We start from the raw sequence: 16657 nt of genomic DNA, 5'->3' as shown, positions 1-16657 counted from the left end.
AAAAAAATTAAGGATAAAATTTGATAAGTGTTCATAGGGTAGCCTATTTAAGGGTTATAGCTCTTGCTTTTTGTGCTTTTATATTTAACACTACTGAGTTTGTCCCAGTGCCACTTTTAAGTGATATTGCGAAAGATTTTGACATGAGCACGGCCGATACCGGCCTTATCATCACGATTTATGCGTGGAGCGTCACGATACTCTCTTTACCGCTTATGCTTTTAACTGCAAATTTAGAACGAAGATCTCTTCTTTTAAAAGTTTTTATCGTATTTGTTGTAGCTCATACGCTTTGCGCCTTTGCTTGGAATTTTAAAATTTTAATTATTGCTCGGTTGATGATAGCTATTGCCCATGCCATTTTTTGGGCTATCACTGCTTCACTTGCTGTTAGGTTAGCACCGATAAATAAAAGCTCGCAAGCTCTTGGATTGCTAGCTCTTGGTACATCGCTAGCGATGATACTTGGTCTGCCACTTGGAAGAATTTTAGGTGACGCACTTGGTTGGCGTGTAACCTTTGGACTGATCGGAATTTTTGCTGTTGGTGTTGGAGTTTGGCTATATAAAATTTTGCCACTTCTGCCAAGTAAAAACTCAGGCTCGCTTAAAAGCTTGCCAGAGCTTGCAAGAAATGGCCTTTTAATGGTCGTATTTTTACTAACTGCAATTATCATAAGCGCGCATTTTAGCACCTATAGCTACATTGAGCCATTTGCAAAAAATATCAGTGGCTTTGATGGAAAATTTATCACAATATTCTTGCTTATATTTGGTGTTGCTGGCGTAGTTGCAAGCCTGCTTTTCTCTAAATTTTATAAGCTTATTCCAAATGCATTTTCTGCAATTTCTATCATGCTTATTTTATGTTGCTTGCTTTTGTTAAATTTTATTGCTAAAAATGAAGTTTTAATGCTAGTCTTGGCCTTTATTTGGGGGCTTGGCATAGCTGGTGTAAATATGAGCTTTCAAATAAAAGTGCTAAATCTTGCCTCAAATGCAACTGATACCGCAATGGCGATATTTTCGGCTATTTATAACATAGGCATCGGAGCAGGGGCACTAATAGGGCATCAAACGATAGTTCATCTTGGCGAGCAAAATATCGGTAATGTTGGTAGTTTTTTTGCCGCAAGCGGACTTATCATATTTTTGTTTACGGTATCTAAGGTTAAGAGAATTTAGATGTTTAAATATCTAAGTAAAACGTTACAAATTTCTACATATAAGTGATAATAAATATCATAACTAAGAAAAATTTTAGTTAAGCTTCCTTATAATCATTATCAGAAAATGAATAAATTTTAGGAGCTTATTATGTCAGTTTTAGTTATCGGTGCAGATGAGATAACGCCTATCAAGGCAGTTTTACATGATTTGGGAGCTGAGAAGATAGAACACTGGGATGCTAGAAATGAAAACCGCGTAAATCGCAAGCCAATCCCTCAAGATACCGAGTGCGTGGTGATGCTAACTAGTTTTTTAAACCACAACACGATGAAGACTATTAAAACTCAAGCAAAAAAGAGAAATATTCCAATTGTTTGTGCAAAAAGAAGCGTTAGTTGCGTATTTTGCGAGTACTGCAAGGTCTTTGGGCTAGATAAGGAATTTGGATGCAAAGAATAATCAATGAAATTCGGGCTTTTATCAGATATTGGCGAAATAACTCCAAATATTTTTGCAAAGCTTGATAGGCTTTCACGTGCAAAAATTTTTATTGCACTTTATAATTCTGGTGTAGAAAGTGAGCTAAAAATACCACTTTCTTACGCTAAATTTCTAAATTTCAAAGAAATTTTTGAAGCTAGGATAAATTTCCTACTTCGCGAAAAATGTCTAAATTTTAAGCCAGCAGATCGCTTTTGTATTTCATCAAATATCATCATAAATGCTTATTTAAAAGGCGACTTTTCAAAGATCAAATTTATAGCAAAAGAGCCAAAAATGGCGGCTGCAAAGATGATAAAAATGCTTTATGTAAGTGGGAAATTTGAGTTTTGCATGGATGCGGCACAGATGTTTTGTCAATTTGTTTATGATAAAATACGCCTCCGCCATCAAGACAAAGAGGTCGTGCTAAATGGTGGTGTCATTTCGGTCAAAAAAGATGGTAAAAATTTGCTCAGCGTCATGCCAAGCTTTAAAAAAGTAAGCTTTGATGATATGAGAAATTTAAACGACGATATAGATAGAGCCGTCAGTGTGCTTGGTCACGAGTGTGAGATGGTTTATATCGTTTTTCCTAGAAATGAGGAATTTAGGCGACACGTTGAGGTTAGGCACTGTTATGCGAGAGGTTTGATCAAGCTTGTGCCTTATACGATTATTAGTAAAATTTTTTAAAAAGGATAAAAATGATAGGTATAGTTTATGGAAGCAGCATGGGAAATACCGAAGATGCAGCAAAACTTATAAGTGAGGGTCTAGGCCTTGAAAATGAGCTTTTAAACGTTGCCGATGTAGACGCAGCAAAACTAAATAGCTTTGATAAGCTCATCCTTGGTACATCAACCTGGGGTAGTGGCGATCTTCAAGATGACTGGGATGCGTTTGACTTTAAAGCGCTAAATCTAAGCGGAAAAACAGTCGCTGTTTTTGGCATGGGTGATAGCGAGAGCTACTCTGATGAGTACTGTAACGGCATGGCAAAGCTTTATGATGAGGTCGTAAAAGCTGGCGCAAAGGTAGTTGGTGAGGTTAGCACTGACGGATATACATTTGATGGCTCTGATGCTGTTAGAAATGGAAAATTTGTGGGCTTAGCACTTGATGCTGACAACCAAAGTGATAAAACTGAGGGTAGAATTTCAGCTTGGATAGAGCAGATAAAGCCTCACTTTGCTTAATGTAATTTTAGCTAGATTTTCTAGCTAAAATTTTCATATATCCATAGCCGAGATAAAGCTTTTTATTCTTTCGTTTTGGCTATTGAAAAACTCATCTACCAAGCCATCAAATGCGATCACGCCTTTATCTAAAAATAAAATTCTATCAGCTATCTTTCTAGCAAAATTCATATTATGAGTGACAATGATCATAGACTTTTTCTCTTTTGCAAGAGATAAGATGACCTTTAAAACTTCAGCCTCAAGCTCTGGATCAAGCGCACTTGTAGGCTCATCAAGCAGTAAAAAGTATGGATTTACGGCCAGTGCTCTAGCGATGGCTACACGCTGTGCTTGACCGCCAGAGAGCCTGTTTGGATAGGTATCTTCTTTGTGGCTAAGCCCCACTTTAGCTAAAAGCTCTTTTGCCTCTTTTATTGCTTCGTTTTTATCCTTTTTTTGAACATAGATCGGAGCTTCGGTGACATTTTGAAGCGCTGTTAGGTGTGGGAAAAGGTTAAAGCTTTGAAAAACCATGCCTGTTTTTTTGCGAATTTCTAAAAGCTCTTTTGAGCTAAGCTTCTCTTTAAAATTTACAGCTCTATCATCTACCTCTAAAATGCCACTTTGTGGGATCTCAAGTAAATTTATACATCTAAGAAGTGTTGATTTACCACAACCAGATGAGCCAACTATCACGGTCGTTTGCCCCTCTTTGAAGCTTGTATTTATGTTATCTAGCACCAAATGATCGCCGTAAGATTTGCTTATATTTTTAAAATTTATAGCCATTAGACATACCTTGAGACAGCTTTTTCAAGCCTTGATTGAAGATAAGTTAAAAGTGTGCAAACCACCAGGTAGATAAGTGCTGCTAGGATGTAGAGGATGAGTGGCTCAAAGGTTCTTGCTGCGATCCTTTGAGCGACCATAAACATATCTACCATCGTTATAGAAGCTGCTAGTGAAGTGTCTTTAACAAGGCCTATAAATGTGTTCGAAAGCGGTGGTAGCGAGATCCTCACTGCTTGAGGTGCGATGATGCGCTTTAAAATTTGATAGTGTGTCATGCCAAGCGATGTGGCAGCCTCCCACTGACCTTTTGGCACAGAAAGTATGGCTGCTCTTACAGACTCAGAGGCATAAGCACCCACGTTTAGGCTAAATGCGATAGTCGCCGCACTCCAAGTATCAAGCGTGACACCGATGCTAGGAAGCCCATAAAATACTATAAAAAGCTGCACGAGAAGTGGCGTGCCGCGAAATATCCAAACATAGGTGGCAAATATAAATTTTAAAATTTTTATATTTGAAAGCCTCACTACTGCTGTGATAATGGCGATGACAAGCCCTAGCGAAAACGAGAGCAATGTAAGCGGGATCGTCACCTTTAAAAGTGCAATGATCATCGGTAGCGTCGAGCTTGAAACAAGCTCGATCACTCTATCTAAATTTTCCATTTTTGCCTTGTTGGTTTATAAATTTATTTTGAGACGTCTTTGCCAAAGTAGCTTTTTGAGATAGCTTCTAGTTTGCCTTCTTTTGAAAGCTCAGTTAAAGCATTTGAAATTTGCTCTGCAAGTTCGGCGTTGTCTTTTTTAACAGCTGCTGCTGTGTAGTCTTTCTCATCAAGTGAGGCAGCTATTTTTACAGGCGCGTTTGGACGCTCTTTTATGAAGTCGTAAAATACGATGTTGTCTCTTACGACAGCATCTACGCGTCTTGATATAAGAAGCTCCATACTTTTAGCAAAACTATCTGTTACGACGTGTTCAGCGCCGTATTTTACGGCGACTTTTGCCCAGTTGCTAGTCGCTGAGTCGGCATTTTTTTTGCCTTTTAGGTCGGCAAAGCTTTTTATGTCGTTATTATCTTTTCTAGTGATGATGGCACCAAATGTTACAGTATAAGGCACTGAAAAAGCATATTTTTTCTTTCTCTCATCAGTTATGCTTACTTGATTAAATACAACATCGGCCTTACCAGCGTCAAATGCAGCTAGCATCGCATCCCAAGGAGCTGTTAGAAACTCAACTTTTAAATTTAGTTTTTGCGCTACCGCTCTTGCGATATCTACATCGTATCCTACTAGCTCATTTTTATCATTATAAAATGTAAAAGGAGCGTAAGTACCTTCAGTTGCTACTGTTAGCACGCCGTCTTTTATAGTTTTTGCTTGTAAATTTAGAGCCATTGCAAGCACAGCTACTACTTTTAATAAATTTGTAAATTTCATTTTAATCCTTTATTTTGAAATATCTTTTCCAAAATATTTCATCGAAATTTCACTTATCTTGCCCTCGGCTTTTAGCTCGTCAAGCGCTTTGTTTATCGCTTCTAGTAGCTCAGTGTTGCCTTTTTTAACGATTGCAGCTGTTGGCATCGGCTCGTTGCTTGTGTATGCGATTTTTAGTGGCGCATTTGGGCGTTGTTTGATGTAGTCAAAAAATGTAACGTTATCGTTTATCGTATCATCAGCTCTTTTTGAGATGATAAGCTCCACGCCTTTGCTAAAGCCATCAGCCACAACCACTGTTGCGCCGTTTTTCTCGGCTATCGCTGCCCAGTTGCTAGTCGCAGAGTGTACACTCTTTTTGCCTTTTAGATCAGCAAAACTTTTGATGTCGTTATTGTCTTTATGCACGACAATTACCGGATATGGCATAGTGTAAGGCACGCTCATACCATACTTTTTCTTTCTATCCTCATTTATACTTACTTGATTAAACACAACATCTGCTTTGCCAGCATCAAAAGCCGCGAGCATCGCATCCCAAGGAGCTGTTAGAAACTCGACTTTTAAATTTAGCTTTTGCGCTACTGCTCTTGCAATATCTACGTCATATCCTACTAGCTCGCCCTTTTCATCGTAAAATGAGTAAGGTGAGTAAGTACCTTCAGTTGCGACGATAAGTTCGCCTTTTTTGATAGTTGAAGCATTTAAATTTAAAGCTAAAAAAAGCACCTGCGATCAAGCCAAAAATGGGCTTAAAATTCATTGATTCTCCTTATTTAAAAATATCTTTGCCGAAGTATTTAAGCGAAATTTCGCTTAAAGCTCCTTCTTTGCTAAGCTCATTTAGGGCAAAATTTATCTTAATTAGCAGCTCTTTGTTACATTTTTCTACCTTATAGCCTATTTATTCGCTATTTATATGGCATCATCTTTTATGATTGCTAGTAAAATTTTGTAAAGGCAGAATTTAGCAAACAATCGCACGAATTGCACCAAATTTAAAAAGCAATAGAAATTTTTATACAAAACTCTTTGCAAAAAATTTCAAGATTTATGCAAATGTCAGTCGCAACTGCAATCTGGGTAGTATTTTGGCGCATTTTATCACGAAAAAAGAGGGCGGTGCCTCACTCCGCTAAAAGTGAGACCGCTAGAGCTTTTACGCCCTTAAAATCAACCTTGCCACTTGCAAGTGTTGGGATATCATCAACGATGAAGATATAGCTTGGCATCATTATCGGAGCTAAGTTGCTCTCTTTTAAAATTTGCTCTAAATTTTCAGGCTCTGTGCCACTTTTTACTAAAAGCGCGATCGCTTCGCCCTTTTTGCTATCTGGCACGTTTGCACTGCTAAAGACAACGTCGCTTCCAAGCACCTTTGCAAGCTCTTCTTCGACGCTTCCAAGGCTTATCATCTCGCCACCGATCTTGGCAAATCTTGAGTATCTATCGACGATAAACACAAAGCCGTTTTCATCGATGTGGCCTTTATCGCCAGTTTTATAGTATCTTACGCCGTCTATATGCGTGATGACCTCGCTTGTTTTGGCTTCGTCGTTTAGATAGCACTTCATCACCTGCGAGCCGCCGATCACTATGAGTCCGTCTGTGCCAGTTTCTAGCTCTTCAAGCGTCTCTGGGTCGATTATCTTGATGATAGTGCCAGGCAGAGGCATGCCAACGCTGCCAGGTCTATTAAATGTAAGCTCTTTTAGGCTCTCTTTTTCTAGGATATTTGGCATATTTACAGCAGCTACTGGCGCCGTTTCGGTCGCGCCGTATCCTTCATAAATTTCTATGCCAAATTTGAGCCTAAACTCATCTTTTATCTCAGGTTTTAGCTTCTCCGCCCCAGCTACGACCATTCTGGCACTTTGAAACATTAGCGGATGAAGCTTTTTATTTCTTGTGTAGAGCCTAAAGAACGTTGAGGTGCCAAAGATGATGCTAGCGCTGTGTCTTGCAGCCATTTTGCCGATAGTTGCTCCATCTGTTGGGTCAGGTACGCTTACCATTTTTATGCCCTCACAAAGTGGCATGAGCGTGGTGACCGTTAGGCCAAATGAGTGAAATACTGGGAGTGAGTTTAAGATCACGTCATCTTTTTTGAAATTTAGAAGTTCGCTTATTTGCTTAATATTTGCAAGTAAATTTTTGTGGCTTAGCTCGATGCCTTTTGGCTCGCCCTCGCTGCCACTACTAAATAAAATGGTAGCTGTATCTTCTAAGCTCACTGGCCTAAAATAGCAAAGCTTAATAAGCCAAGTTGGGGCAAAAAATGCCGTTAAAAGCGCTAAAAATTTCTCTTTTTTTGAGACGCTAGCTGAGAGATCTTCTGCAAATTTAGCCTTGCCACTCATCGCATCTTTTAGATCAAAGCCTTTAAGCGCTAGTTTTTCAAGAAATTTGCTAGAGGTGATGACTGTGTTTATATCTGCCTTTCTTAGAGCGTGATTCAGCGAGGTAACATTAAGCGTGTAGTTTAAATTTACGCTCACTTTGCCCATGGCAAGAAGCGCCATATTTACGATAGCTGCGATGCTTGAGCTAGGTAGCAGGATGCCTATATTTTTCTCATCTTTTAGCTCGCGTTTGAAAATTTTGATAAATACTAAAACGGCTGTTATAAATTTCAAGTTACTTAAATTTAGCCCAGTGCTATCGCTTACGCACTCTTTAAATTTCTCTTCTTTTGCGTTGTTTAGCCACTCCTCGGTTAGCGGTTTTTGCCTTGAGATAAAGCTCTCCCACGATAAAAAGCTAAGCTCAAGCACCTTTTGCTTCATCTTTGCAGCGTTTATAAATGTGGTTATCGGCTTGCCAAAGGCAACGATGATGTCGCGTCTGCCGTTTTTAGAAGTGAGGTCCTTGTAAAATTTACTAGCTCTTGAAAAGCTTGAGCCCCAAAGGCCACGAAGATAAAATGGCACGATGCAAATTTCTTCTAGATCTCTGATGATAAGCTCAAAACCCTTTTGAAATTCATTTATCTGGCCGTTATAGCTGATGTGGCCCTCTGGGAAAAGTGCGACTACTTCGCCATTTTTTAGACACTCTCTAACTAACTCGATCGACTCTTTGCTAGCCCCTGCGCCTATTGGGATTACTTTAAAAAATTTAAAAATTTGCTTTAGATACCATTTGTTATAGATCGTTCTATACATGACAAATCTTATGCCCCTTGGGCTTGCAGCTTGAAGCACGAGCCAGTCGATCCAGCTGATGTGATTGCCAAGAAGTAGAGCGCCACCACTTTGTGGTAAATTTTGAAGGCCTTCTACAAAAAAGCGGTACTTTGTCTTTAAAAATGGCAACAAAAGTAGTCTTGTAAAAAGGTGCGGAAGCTGCAAAATAGCGTAAAAACTGCCTATCAAGCAAACAAGGGCTGTAAAGACAAAGAGCCCAGTGGTTGAAATTTCAAAATATACTAAGCCTATGCCAATAGCTAGAAATAGCAGCATTGAGACGTTTTGTAAGAAGTTGTTTGCCGCCATTATCTTGCCGGTGGTCTTTTGCGGGGCAAAGTACTGGATCATCGCATTTAGCGGCACTATAAATATGCCTCCAAAAAAGCCAAATGCAAATGAACTAAGGCCTACTACACCGATGCTTGAACCAAATGCGAAAAATAAAAGTGAGAAAAATATGCCCATAGCGCCCATCGGCACGATACCAAGCTCGATGTGAAGCTTTGACATAGAGCCAGCCACGTATGAGCCAAATGCGATGCCTATGGCGCTTGCTGCAAGGATTGCTTGTACCGCTAGCGAGCTGTCGTCGTTAAAAACGGCCTTATAATGAGCTGGGAAAGCTGCGATGATGATCTGAGAAATTCCCCAAAATATACTAAGTCCAGCGATGCTTAGCCAGATATTTTTATCTGACCTTACTTCTTTTAAATTTTCTCTTAAATAGCTAAGGCGAATATATTTTTTAATATCAAAATTTTCGTTTGTTTCGTCTTTTTCATCGATGCAAGGTAACTTATAAGCAAAATACGCTTCAAGCGAGCTAAAGATCACTAAAAAGATGCCAATAGGATAGACGCTTTTTAAGATCTCTTCTGAGTTTTCGCCTTGGATGTATAAATTTTCAAATATAAATGAAAACAAAAATGAGCTAACAAGTATCGCTACGATGGTGAGCGCTTGAATAATGCCATTTGCTGTGCCAAGGCGCTCAGGGCCGACTAGGGCTTTGATGATGCCATATTTTGCTGGTGAGTAGATCGCACTTTGAGCGGCTAGTATGAGCGTTAAAGCAAAGGCTACGCCAAAAGCGCCCGCAAGATAGCTAAAAAGCACCGCGACGCTGATAATAACGCCAAAAATGGCACAAATTCTTATGACCTTTATTTTTGCGAATTTGTCGTTTATAAAGCTCGAGGGCGAAAATAAAAAGATAAATGGTAGCAAGATCATTGCGTTTATGACGGCTGTTAGGATAAAAAGTATATCGCCATCGTATGTTTTTAAAAGAACATTTTGTATGGTGATTTTGTGTGCTAGATCGACACTTGCATTTAAAAATGCGATCGCAAGGTAGGGCAAAAAGCCAGCAACTTTTAATAAACTCATCATAGAAATACCTTTGTGATTTTAAAAATTTTGTAAATCTAACAGCAAAATATTTAAAATATTATTAATAAAAAACTCTACATTAAATTTGGCAATAAAAATTTTTAAAAAATTTAAATTTTATATGCTTTTGGATAAAATCAGCCCATCAAAAATAAGGAAAAATTTATCATGAACTATGAAATAATCGTCGTTGGCGGCGGACATGCAGGCATTGAGGCAAGTCTTGCGGCTGCTAGAATGGGCAAGCAAACTTTACTAATCACGATCTTAGCCGAGCAAATAGGCGCTGCAAGCTGTAATCCAGCTATCGGCGGCCTTGCGAAGGGGCATCTTGTAAAAGAGATTGATGCGCTTGGTGGTCAAATGGGGCTTACAACTGACGCTGTTGGCATCCAGTTTCGCGTGCTAAATGAGAGCAAAGGTCCAGCAGTACGTGGTAGCCGCGCTCAGATAGATATGGATAGATATAGAGTTTATATGAGAAATTTACTTTTAAACACTCCAAATTTAGAAATTTCTCAAGAGATCGCTACTGAAATTTTAAGCGAAAATGGCGAAGTAACTGGCGTTAAAACCCACCTAAATAATATCTATAGTGCAAAAAAAGTGATAATCACAACTGGTACATTTTTAAACGGGCTAATTCACGTTGGATTTAACAAGCTAGAAGCTGGCCGTGTGGGCGAGCTAAGTGCAAAGGATCTAAGTGGCAGTCTAAGAGAGCTTGGGCTAAATTTAGGCAGGCTAAAGACTGGAACATGCCCAAGGATCGATGCAAAAACTATAAATTTTGAAATTTTAGAAAAGCAAGATGGTGACGCAAAACCAGTTGCGTTTAGCTTTAGAACTAAAAATTTTTCCCCAACGCAGCTGCCATGCTACATCGCCTATACAAACGAAACCACGCATGAGATAATCCGCTCAAATTTCGACAAAGCGCCACTTTTTACAGGACAGATTGAGGGCATTGGGCCAAGATATTGCCCAAGTATCGAGGATAAGATAAACCGCTTTGGCGACCGCGACAGACACCATCTTTTCATCGAGCCTCAAACACTTGAAGCTACAGAGTACTACATAAACGGCTTTTCAACGAGCCTGCCTTATGAGGTGCAAGTGCAGATGCTACGCTCCGTAAAGGGTTTTGAAAACGCCAAAATCGTAAGGCATGGATACGCTATCGAATATGACTACGTCGAGCCAACACAGCTAAAACATAGTTTGGAGACTAAAAAAGTCAAAGGTCTTTATCTAGCTGGACAGATAAATGGAACGACTGGATACGAGGAAGCTGGCGCTCAGGGGCTAATGGCTGGCATAAATGCAGCGCTTTCGCTTGATAATAAAGAGCCACTTGTCTTGCGCCGCGACGAGGCGTATATCGGCGTTTTGATCGACGACCTTGTGACAAAAGGGACAAAAGAGCCATATAGGATGTTTACGAGTAGGGCGGAGTATCGCTTGCTTTTGCGTGAGGAAAATGCCATTTTAAGGCTTGGTGGATATGGCCATGAGCTTGGGCTTCTTGATGATGAGACTTTTAATGAAATTGAAGCTATCAGGCAAAATTTAAAAGATGGGCTTGCTTACCTTAACAATACGCAAATTACGCCAAGTAAGCAAAATTTAGAGCTTTTAGCCAGCCTTGATGAAGAGCCAATAAGCCAAAATGTGAGCCTTCAAAAGATTGTCGCACGCAAGAGCTTTACAGCTGAGAAACTAAGAAAGCTTGATCAGAAATTTGCAAATTTAGATGATGCGAGTGTGGATCAAATTTTAACCGAGTGTAAATATCAGCACTACATAAATGAGCAAAAAAATCAGATAGAAAAAATGAAAGATATGATGGATGTGAAAATTCCTGAAAATTTTGACTTTAGAGGTGTGAGTGGTCTTAGTAATGAAGTGGTCGAAAAGCTTGAGAAATTTGCACCGCCTACGCTCTTTGCTGCGAGTGAAATCTCAGGTATCACACCAGCTGCGATTGATATCTTACATATTTATATAAAGATGAATGAGAAAAGGCTTGGCTGATTTTGATTTTTGGTTTAGTTCAAAAAGCCATAAAACTTAAAATTTTTATCTTAAAATCAAGATTTACGTTTAAGTTAAAATTAACATTATTTTTGCAGATTATATTTAGAAATTATACTTTTTTAATTTTTTGAGAGTATAATCGTTAAGAATTTATTTATAGAAAGGAATTTAATGTCAGTAAAGCAAGAAAGACGTAGCTTTATCGGCCTTGCATTTGGTGCTGTGGCAGCTGTCGGCGGCGCTATGTCACTAGTGGCTGTTAAAAAGACTTGGGATCCGCTTCCAAGCGTAAAAGCTGCTGGTTTCACAACAGTTGATCTAAGTCCGATCAAAGATGGAGAAATGAGGCAGGTTGAATGGCGTAAAAAGCCTATTTTCATCCTTAAAAAAAGTCCTGATATGGCTAAAAATGACAAAAGAGATGTTGTCGTAGGGGATGCTAGATACGTAGTTCTTATCGGACTTTGCACGCATCTTGGTTGTATACCTGAGTATAAAGCAAGTAAACAAATGTTTGTATGTGCCTGTCATGGCGGCGAATTTAATGCCGACGGAATGCAGACATACGGACCTCCTCCAAGACCACTTGATATACCACCATTTAAGATCGATGGAACCAAGCTAGTTCTAGGCGAAACAAGCCCAGAATACGAAAAATTAGTAGCAAAAGCTTAGGAGGATAGCAATGTCTTTAGCTCATAAATCAACTGGCGTTATTGACTGGCTTGATCAACGCCTAGCTTTTACAAAACTTATAAAGGTTCTAGTTAGCGAATACTGGATTCCAAAAAATATAAATTTCCTTTGGGCAATGGGCGTTATTTTAACAACGCTTTTTATGCTCTTAATTGTTACTGGTTTTTTACTTTTAATGTATTACAAACCAGATGTAAATTTGGCATTTGATAGTGTAAATTATACTATCATGCAAGAGGTCGAGTATGGCTGGCTTTGGCGTCACATTCACGCAGTTTCAGCTTCTACGATATTTCTTATTATGTATATTCACTTGCTTACTGGACTTTACTATGGTTCATACAAAAGAGGCAGAGAAGTCATTTGGATAAGTGGCATGGTGCTATTTATCTGCTTTTCAGCAGAGGCATTTAGTGGCTATATGCTCCCATGGGGACAGATGAGCTACTGGGCGGCAACTGTTATCACTCAGCTTTTTGGCGGTGTGCCAGTTATTGGCGATGCTTTAGTTGAGTGGATTAGAGGCGATTACGCAGTTGGTGACTCAACACTTACTAGATTTTTTATGCTTCATGTTTGTTTATTGCCACTTGTAACGATAGCTGTTTTGGTTATTCACTTCTACTCTTTAAGAGTTCCGCACGTTAACAACCTAACAAGCGAAGATATAGACTTTGAAGTAGAGGCACAAGAGTATCTACACGGCGATAGAGCGAAATCTAAAGTTATACCATTTTGGCCAGGATTTTTGGCAAAAGACTTTATGTATGTATCATTCTTTATGATATTTGTCATCTATCTTGTTTGCTATCACTTCAATTTTGCAATGGATCCTATCAACTTTGAGCCAGCAAATCCACTAAAAACCCCACCACATATCTATCCAGAGTGGTATTTCTTGTGGCAATATGAAATTTTACGTGGCTTCTTCTTTGATATAGCTGGAATTTCTGCTTATAACATCGGTCTTATCGCGTTTGCGTTTGCAGGTGTTGCATTTATGCTTATACCTCTTCTTGATAGAAGCGACCTTGTAGCTCCAGCTCACAAAAGACCACTATTTTTTATATGGTTCTGGGTCTTAGTTGTCGATCTTATCGTTTTATCTATATATGGCAAGCTCCCAACAGGTGGTTATAATGACTGGATAGGATTTTATTCATCATTGCTATTCTTGTTCTTATTTATAATTGCGTTGCCAGTTATAACAATACTTGAAAGAAAGAGGGGCTAATTATGAAAGAGCTTAAAATTTTTGCCATTGTTGTTATTCTTTCAGGTGTTTTATATTGGGGTATCGAGCCTTATGCTCACACAAAGCTTCACCCTCATACTGCAAATGCTGAGTATAACTTCTCAAAAGAAGATACTAACTATGCAAAGCACTTTTTAGAGCAAAAAAAGGCAGCACTTGAGACTGCTAAGGCTAGCGGAAATAAGGCAAGTATAGATGCGGCTACAAAAGATGTAGAAGTAGCACAAAAAATTCTTGATGACTATACAGCATTTTGGAATGACATTAACTCTATTGATCTTACAAAAGGTGACGCTACAAAGGGTGCTGATACTTTTGTAGCAGCTGGATGTACAGGATGCCACGGTATAGAGGCAGCAGGTATGCCAGCTGGTATGGATGCTGAGACAGCTAGTCAAAGCTTTGGTGTAGTGCCACCAGATCTTAGTACCGCTGGTAAAATTTATGACGATAAATTCTTAGCCGCACTCATTAAAAATCCAACTATGGCTTTAAAGCTAACTCATAAATTTAACGACGAGCATCCATTTCCGATGACCGCATTTATGGGCGCTGGTGGTGATATAAATGCTGAGACTGCTGATATAGTAGCTTATTTGAAAAAGGTATCTGCTGATTATGAAAAGGCAAATAATAAGATCACTGAAGAAAAGGTTTTCGCTGATGCATGTCAAAGATGTCATGATATAAAATATGACAAAAAATATGCATTTAGCAACAAAGTAAGCCTTGCTGCTTATATGGGCTCAAATCCACCTGATCTATCGATGATGATTCGTTCAAAAGGTGATGAGTATTTACATAAATTTATAAACGATACTCAAAAGATGCTACCAGGTACCGCAATGCCAAGAGTTGGCTTAAATAAAGCTGCTGAAGACGACGTGGTATCTTATATCCAAAAAGTAGGTGACAAGAAGAAGGTTGAGCGCGAGAGCACAGGGCTTTATGTCATGATCTACTTCTTTATATTAGGAATTTTTGCTTGGCTTTGGAAACGCAAAGTTTGGAGCGAACTCCACTAAAATTTAAGAGCCTCTTTGGCTCTTAAATCCTCTCTGGTAAATTTACATATATAAATTAGGTATGTGAATTCTTTTTTAAATTTATTCTTTTTTACAAATTTTAAAATTCCATTCGCTCGCAAGAATTGACTACTGATTTTTGTATGTTTGCATTTACATTTTTGGCTGTTAGGATAGGATGATAAAAGGCATTATTTAAACCGTTTATAGCATCTACTGGATGTAAGATAATATTTCCTAAATCAGCAAGTCCTTCAAGTCCGCCTACTACAAATCCACCTACCATACACGGTTGATTTTGTATAATCTAATATGCCGGGGTTTGTTTTAATATACAAATTATCTTTGTAAAAATCTGAATTTTCATATGCCTTTGAAGCATACATATACCTATCCTCGTATTGCTTCTTATCCGGATTAAAGGCATTTGTATTGTCTAGGCTCGTATTATAAAAGCTACTTTGTTTTATGAAATTCGTTGCTAGTTCTATATTGTAAAGATTATTTGAGCTTAGGCTTTGTCTATATGTTTCATTAAATGATTTATCCGTTAAAGATACCGCTGCTTTTGCTAGGATAGATTTTGCTTCATCGTCGCTATAAATTTTATTTGTTGTAGTTTGAAGCTTTGATTTAAAGCTTGCTATATTGTTTTTATTGTTTATAAAGTCTATCTCTCTTTGATGAAGCTGCCTATTATAAGTATCTGCGCTTGTGATTATTTTATATCCTGCGTTTGCTCCTTTATCGCCGTTTGTGTTATTTAAATTGAAAGAAACACCAGTTACAATAAAAGCAGTAAATGCAAAAATTAAACTTATTAATTTACTCATTATATTCCGCCACCCATTGCCTAAAATATTTTTAAATAAAATTTTATTTGCTAATTTTTAGCCCATAGATGATATAAATACTGCCGAATTTTCTCCTATCCAAATTTCTAGCGGCATACTACCCAAAAACCACCCAAATCATCGTCTAAATTTTGAAAATATAAATTTATATGCGTAAATATATGCTTCATTTATAGTCAAATATCTTTTCATACTTTATTTCCATTTGGGTCGTGTTGAAGACGATACACCTGTTTTTTTTATAAAATTCATTCTTGTATCCTAATTAATTTTAATGTGTTTATTGTGCTATTTTTTAATTCGTATTCATCAATTTCTCCATCGTTTCTTAATTGTTTATTGGAGCAATATTCTTCCACATCATAAAACAAATCCTGCATAATATCATAGTACTTATCAAAAAATTCATTATCATCATGCAATAATTTAAAAAAATAAGTTTGATATATATCGGCACTTATTTTATTATTAACAAAATCGTTCATCAATTCTAAAAAATTATTGTAACTCATAGGCTTCCCCTATTTATTAGGTTATTTAACTGACTATTATTTAGTTTCCAAGTGCTTAAAAACTCGCCTTTGTTATCTATTATTACATTCAAACCAGTTTTTTTATCTAAATAATGAGTTACTTGTTGCCCCCTGTATGTTCCATGGATTTTTGTTGTAGTTGTAGCATTCATATGCTCTTTAATTGCTTCTTTGAAATTTAGTAAATTTTCTTTGGTATATTTTGTAGGCAAATCAAAATCTCCTGCGTGTTTTAATTTCTTTTGCAGTTGGCTGTCTTTAAAAACTATATCAATATTCTTATTTACAACCTCACTTCCCTCGGCAACAATCATACCATCATTGCCATTATTATTCCAATTGTTCCCATTGTTATTTGAATTTGTAGTAGCCGATTTAGTATCGCTTGGTTTATTGTTTTTAACTATATTGTCGCCATTTTTACCGATATTTGCTAGTTTGCTACTATTTTTTGCTATTTGTCCTACTTTACCAACAGCTCCAAGAGAACCTATATTTTCGCCTAGTGCGTGATAATTTCTATAATTTATAGAACTATGATCACTTAAGACACTATCTACAAAATTTTTAGCCATAAATTCTAGGTCTCAAAAAGCTTGACACTAAAATCAGAG

17 protein-coding genes are annotated in these 16657 nt (G+C 37.9%); 8 read left to right on the top strand and 9 right to left on the bottom strand.

All coding sequences use genetic code 11. From position 1 onward, the window contains the following. The first annotated feature begins 20 nt into the window (after positions 1–20). The 4 genes from CVS97_RS05725 to fldA all read left to right on the top strand — a co-directional run bounded on the left by CVS97_RS05725 (position 21) and on the right by fldA (position 2848). Positions 21–1184, top strand: a complete 1164-nt coding sequence (locus CVS97_RS05725) for a sugar transporter (RefSeq protein WP_107785391.1) — start codon at positions 21–23, stop codon at positions 1182–1184. Positions 1185–1316: 132 nt separating this feature from the next. After that, the gene (locus CVS97_RS05720) at positions 1317–1628 is read left to right on the top strand and encodes a DUF2325 domain-containing protein (protein ID WP_002939277.1); all 312 of its coding nucleotides are present in this window, start codon (positions 1317–1319) and stop codon (positions 1626–1628) included. Between the two features lie 3 nt (positions 1629–1631). Beyond that, entirely contained in the window at positions 1632–2345 is a 714-nt protein-coding gene (locus tag CVS97_RS05715; protein ID WP_107785390.1) for a UDP-N-acetylmuramate--alanine ligase, read from the top strand. 11 nt (positions 2346–2356) lie between these two features. Further along, on the top strand, positions 2357–2848 hold the full coding sequence (gene fldA, locus CVS97_RS05710; protein ID WP_072595412.1) for a flavodoxin FldA: 492 nt from the start codon (positions 2357–2359) through the stop codon (positions 2846–2848). A 33-nt stretch (positions 2849–2881) separates the two neighbouring features. Here fldA and CVS97_RS05705 read toward each other — a convergent pair whose 3' ends face one another. The 5 genes from CVS97_RS05705 to CVS97_RS05680 form a co-directional block, all read right to left on the bottom strand. Beyond that, positions 2882–3619 (bottom strand): amino acid ABC transporter ATP-binding protein, encoded by a 738-nt coding sequence (locus tag CVS97_RS05705; protein WP_103576604.1) that lies wholly within the window; start codon positions 3617–3619, stop codon positions 2882–2884. Next, positions 3619–4287, bottom strand: coding sequence for an amino acid ABC transporter permease (locus CVS97_RS05700; RefSeq protein WP_107785389.1), 669 nt, complete (start codon positions 4285–4287; stop codon positions 3619–3621). The genes CVS97_RS05705 and CVS97_RS05700 overlap by 1 nt, the downstream gene beginning before the upstream one ends. A 23-nt stretch (positions 4288–4310) precedes the next feature. Next, complete coding sequence (locus CVS97_RS05695; RefSeq protein ID WP_072594557.1) at positions 4311–5063, bottom strand: amino acid ABC transporter substrate-binding protein; 753 nt, start codon at positions 5061–5063, stop codon at positions 4311–4313. A gap of 9 nt (positions 5064–5072) precedes the next feature. Then, positions 5073–5792 (bottom strand): amino acid ABC transporter substrate-binding protein, encoded by a 720-nt coding sequence (locus CVS97_RS05690; protein WP_107785388.1) that lies wholly within the window; start codon positions 5790–5792, stop codon positions 5073–5075. 398 nt (positions 5793–6190) lie between these two features. Next, entirely contained in the window at positions 6191–9643 is a 3453-nt protein-coding gene (locus tag CVS97_RS05680) for an acyl-[ACP]--phospholipid O-acyltransferase (protein ID WP_107785387.1), read from the bottom strand. A 168-nt stretch (positions 9644–9811) separates the two neighbouring features. Between CVS97_RS05680 and mnmG the strand changes: the two genes are divergently transcribed. From mnmG to CVS97_RS05660, 4 genes are all read left to right on the top strand, one after another. Further along, the gene (gene mnmG / locus CVS97_RS05675; protein WP_107785386.1) at positions 9812–11677 is read left to right on the top strand and encodes a tRNA uridine-5-carboxymethylaminomethyl(34) synthesis enzyme MnmG; all 1866 of its coding nucleotides are present in this window, start codon (positions 9812–9814) and stop codon (positions 11675–11677) included. 174 nt (positions 11678–11851) lie between these two features. Next, entirely contained in the window at positions 11852–12355 is a 504-nt protein-coding gene (gene petA, locus CVS97_RS05670) for a ubiquinol-cytochrome c reductase iron-sulfur subunit (protein ID WP_021091707.1), read from the top strand. A 10-nt stretch (positions 12356–12365) separates the two neighbouring features. Next, on the top strand, positions 12366–13610 hold the full coding sequence (locus CVS97_RS05665; RefSeq protein WP_021091658.1) for a cytochrome b: 1245 nt from the start codon (positions 12366–12368) through the stop codon (positions 13608–13610). 2 nt (positions 13611–13612) lie between these two features. Then, positions 13613–14656 carry a c-type cytochrome gene (locus CVS97_RS05660; RefSeq protein WP_107785385.1) on the top strand — a complete coding sequence of 348 codons (1044 nt, stop codon included), beginning with the start codon at positions 13613–13615 and terminating at the stop codon, positions 14654–14656. A 100-nt stretch (positions 14657–14756) separates the two neighbouring features. Here CVS97_RS05660 and CVS97_RS09230 read toward each other — a convergent pair whose 3' ends face one another. The 4 genes from CVS97_RS09230 to CVS97_RS09310 all read right to left on the bottom strand — a co-directional run bounded on the left by CVS97_RS09230 (position 14757) and on the right by CVS97_RS09310 (position 16618). Beyond that, on the bottom strand, positions 14757–14942 hold the full coding sequence (locus CVS97_RS09230; RefSeq protein WP_159070900.1) for a hypothetical protein: 186 nt from the start codon (positions 14940–14942) through the stop codon (positions 14757–14759). Next, on the bottom strand, positions 14911–15489 hold the full coding sequence (locus CVS97_RS09315) for a hypothetical protein (RefSeq protein WP_199905980.1): 579 nt from the start codon (positions 15487–15489) through the stop codon (positions 14911–14913). The genes CVS97_RS09230 and CVS97_RS09315 overlap by 32 nt, the downstream gene beginning before the upstream one ends. 269 nt (positions 15490–15758) lie before the next feature. Further along, complete coding sequence (locus CVS97_RS05650) at positions 15759–16022, bottom strand: colicin immunity domain-containing protein (RefSeq protein ID WP_107785384.1); 264 nt, start codon at positions 16020–16022, stop codon at positions 15759–15761. Continuing rightward, on the bottom strand, positions 16019–16618 hold the full coding sequence (locus tag CVS97_RS09310; protein ID WP_199905979.1) for a colicin D domain-containing protein: 600 nt from the start codon (positions 16616–16618) through the stop codon (positions 16019–16021). Before CVS97_RS09310 ends, CVS97_RS05650 begins: the two co-directional genes overlap by 4 nt. Between the last annotated feature and the right edge of the window lie 39 nt (positions 16619–16657).

This window comes from Campylobacter concisus (genome assembly GCF_003049735.1).
GTDB lineage: Bacteria > Campylobacterota > Campylobacteria > Campylobacterales > Campylobacteraceae > Campylobacter_A > Campylobacter_A concisus_AN.
Note: the sequence above shows the minus strand (reverse complement) of the source record. Positions and strands in the feature narration are given on the sequence as shown.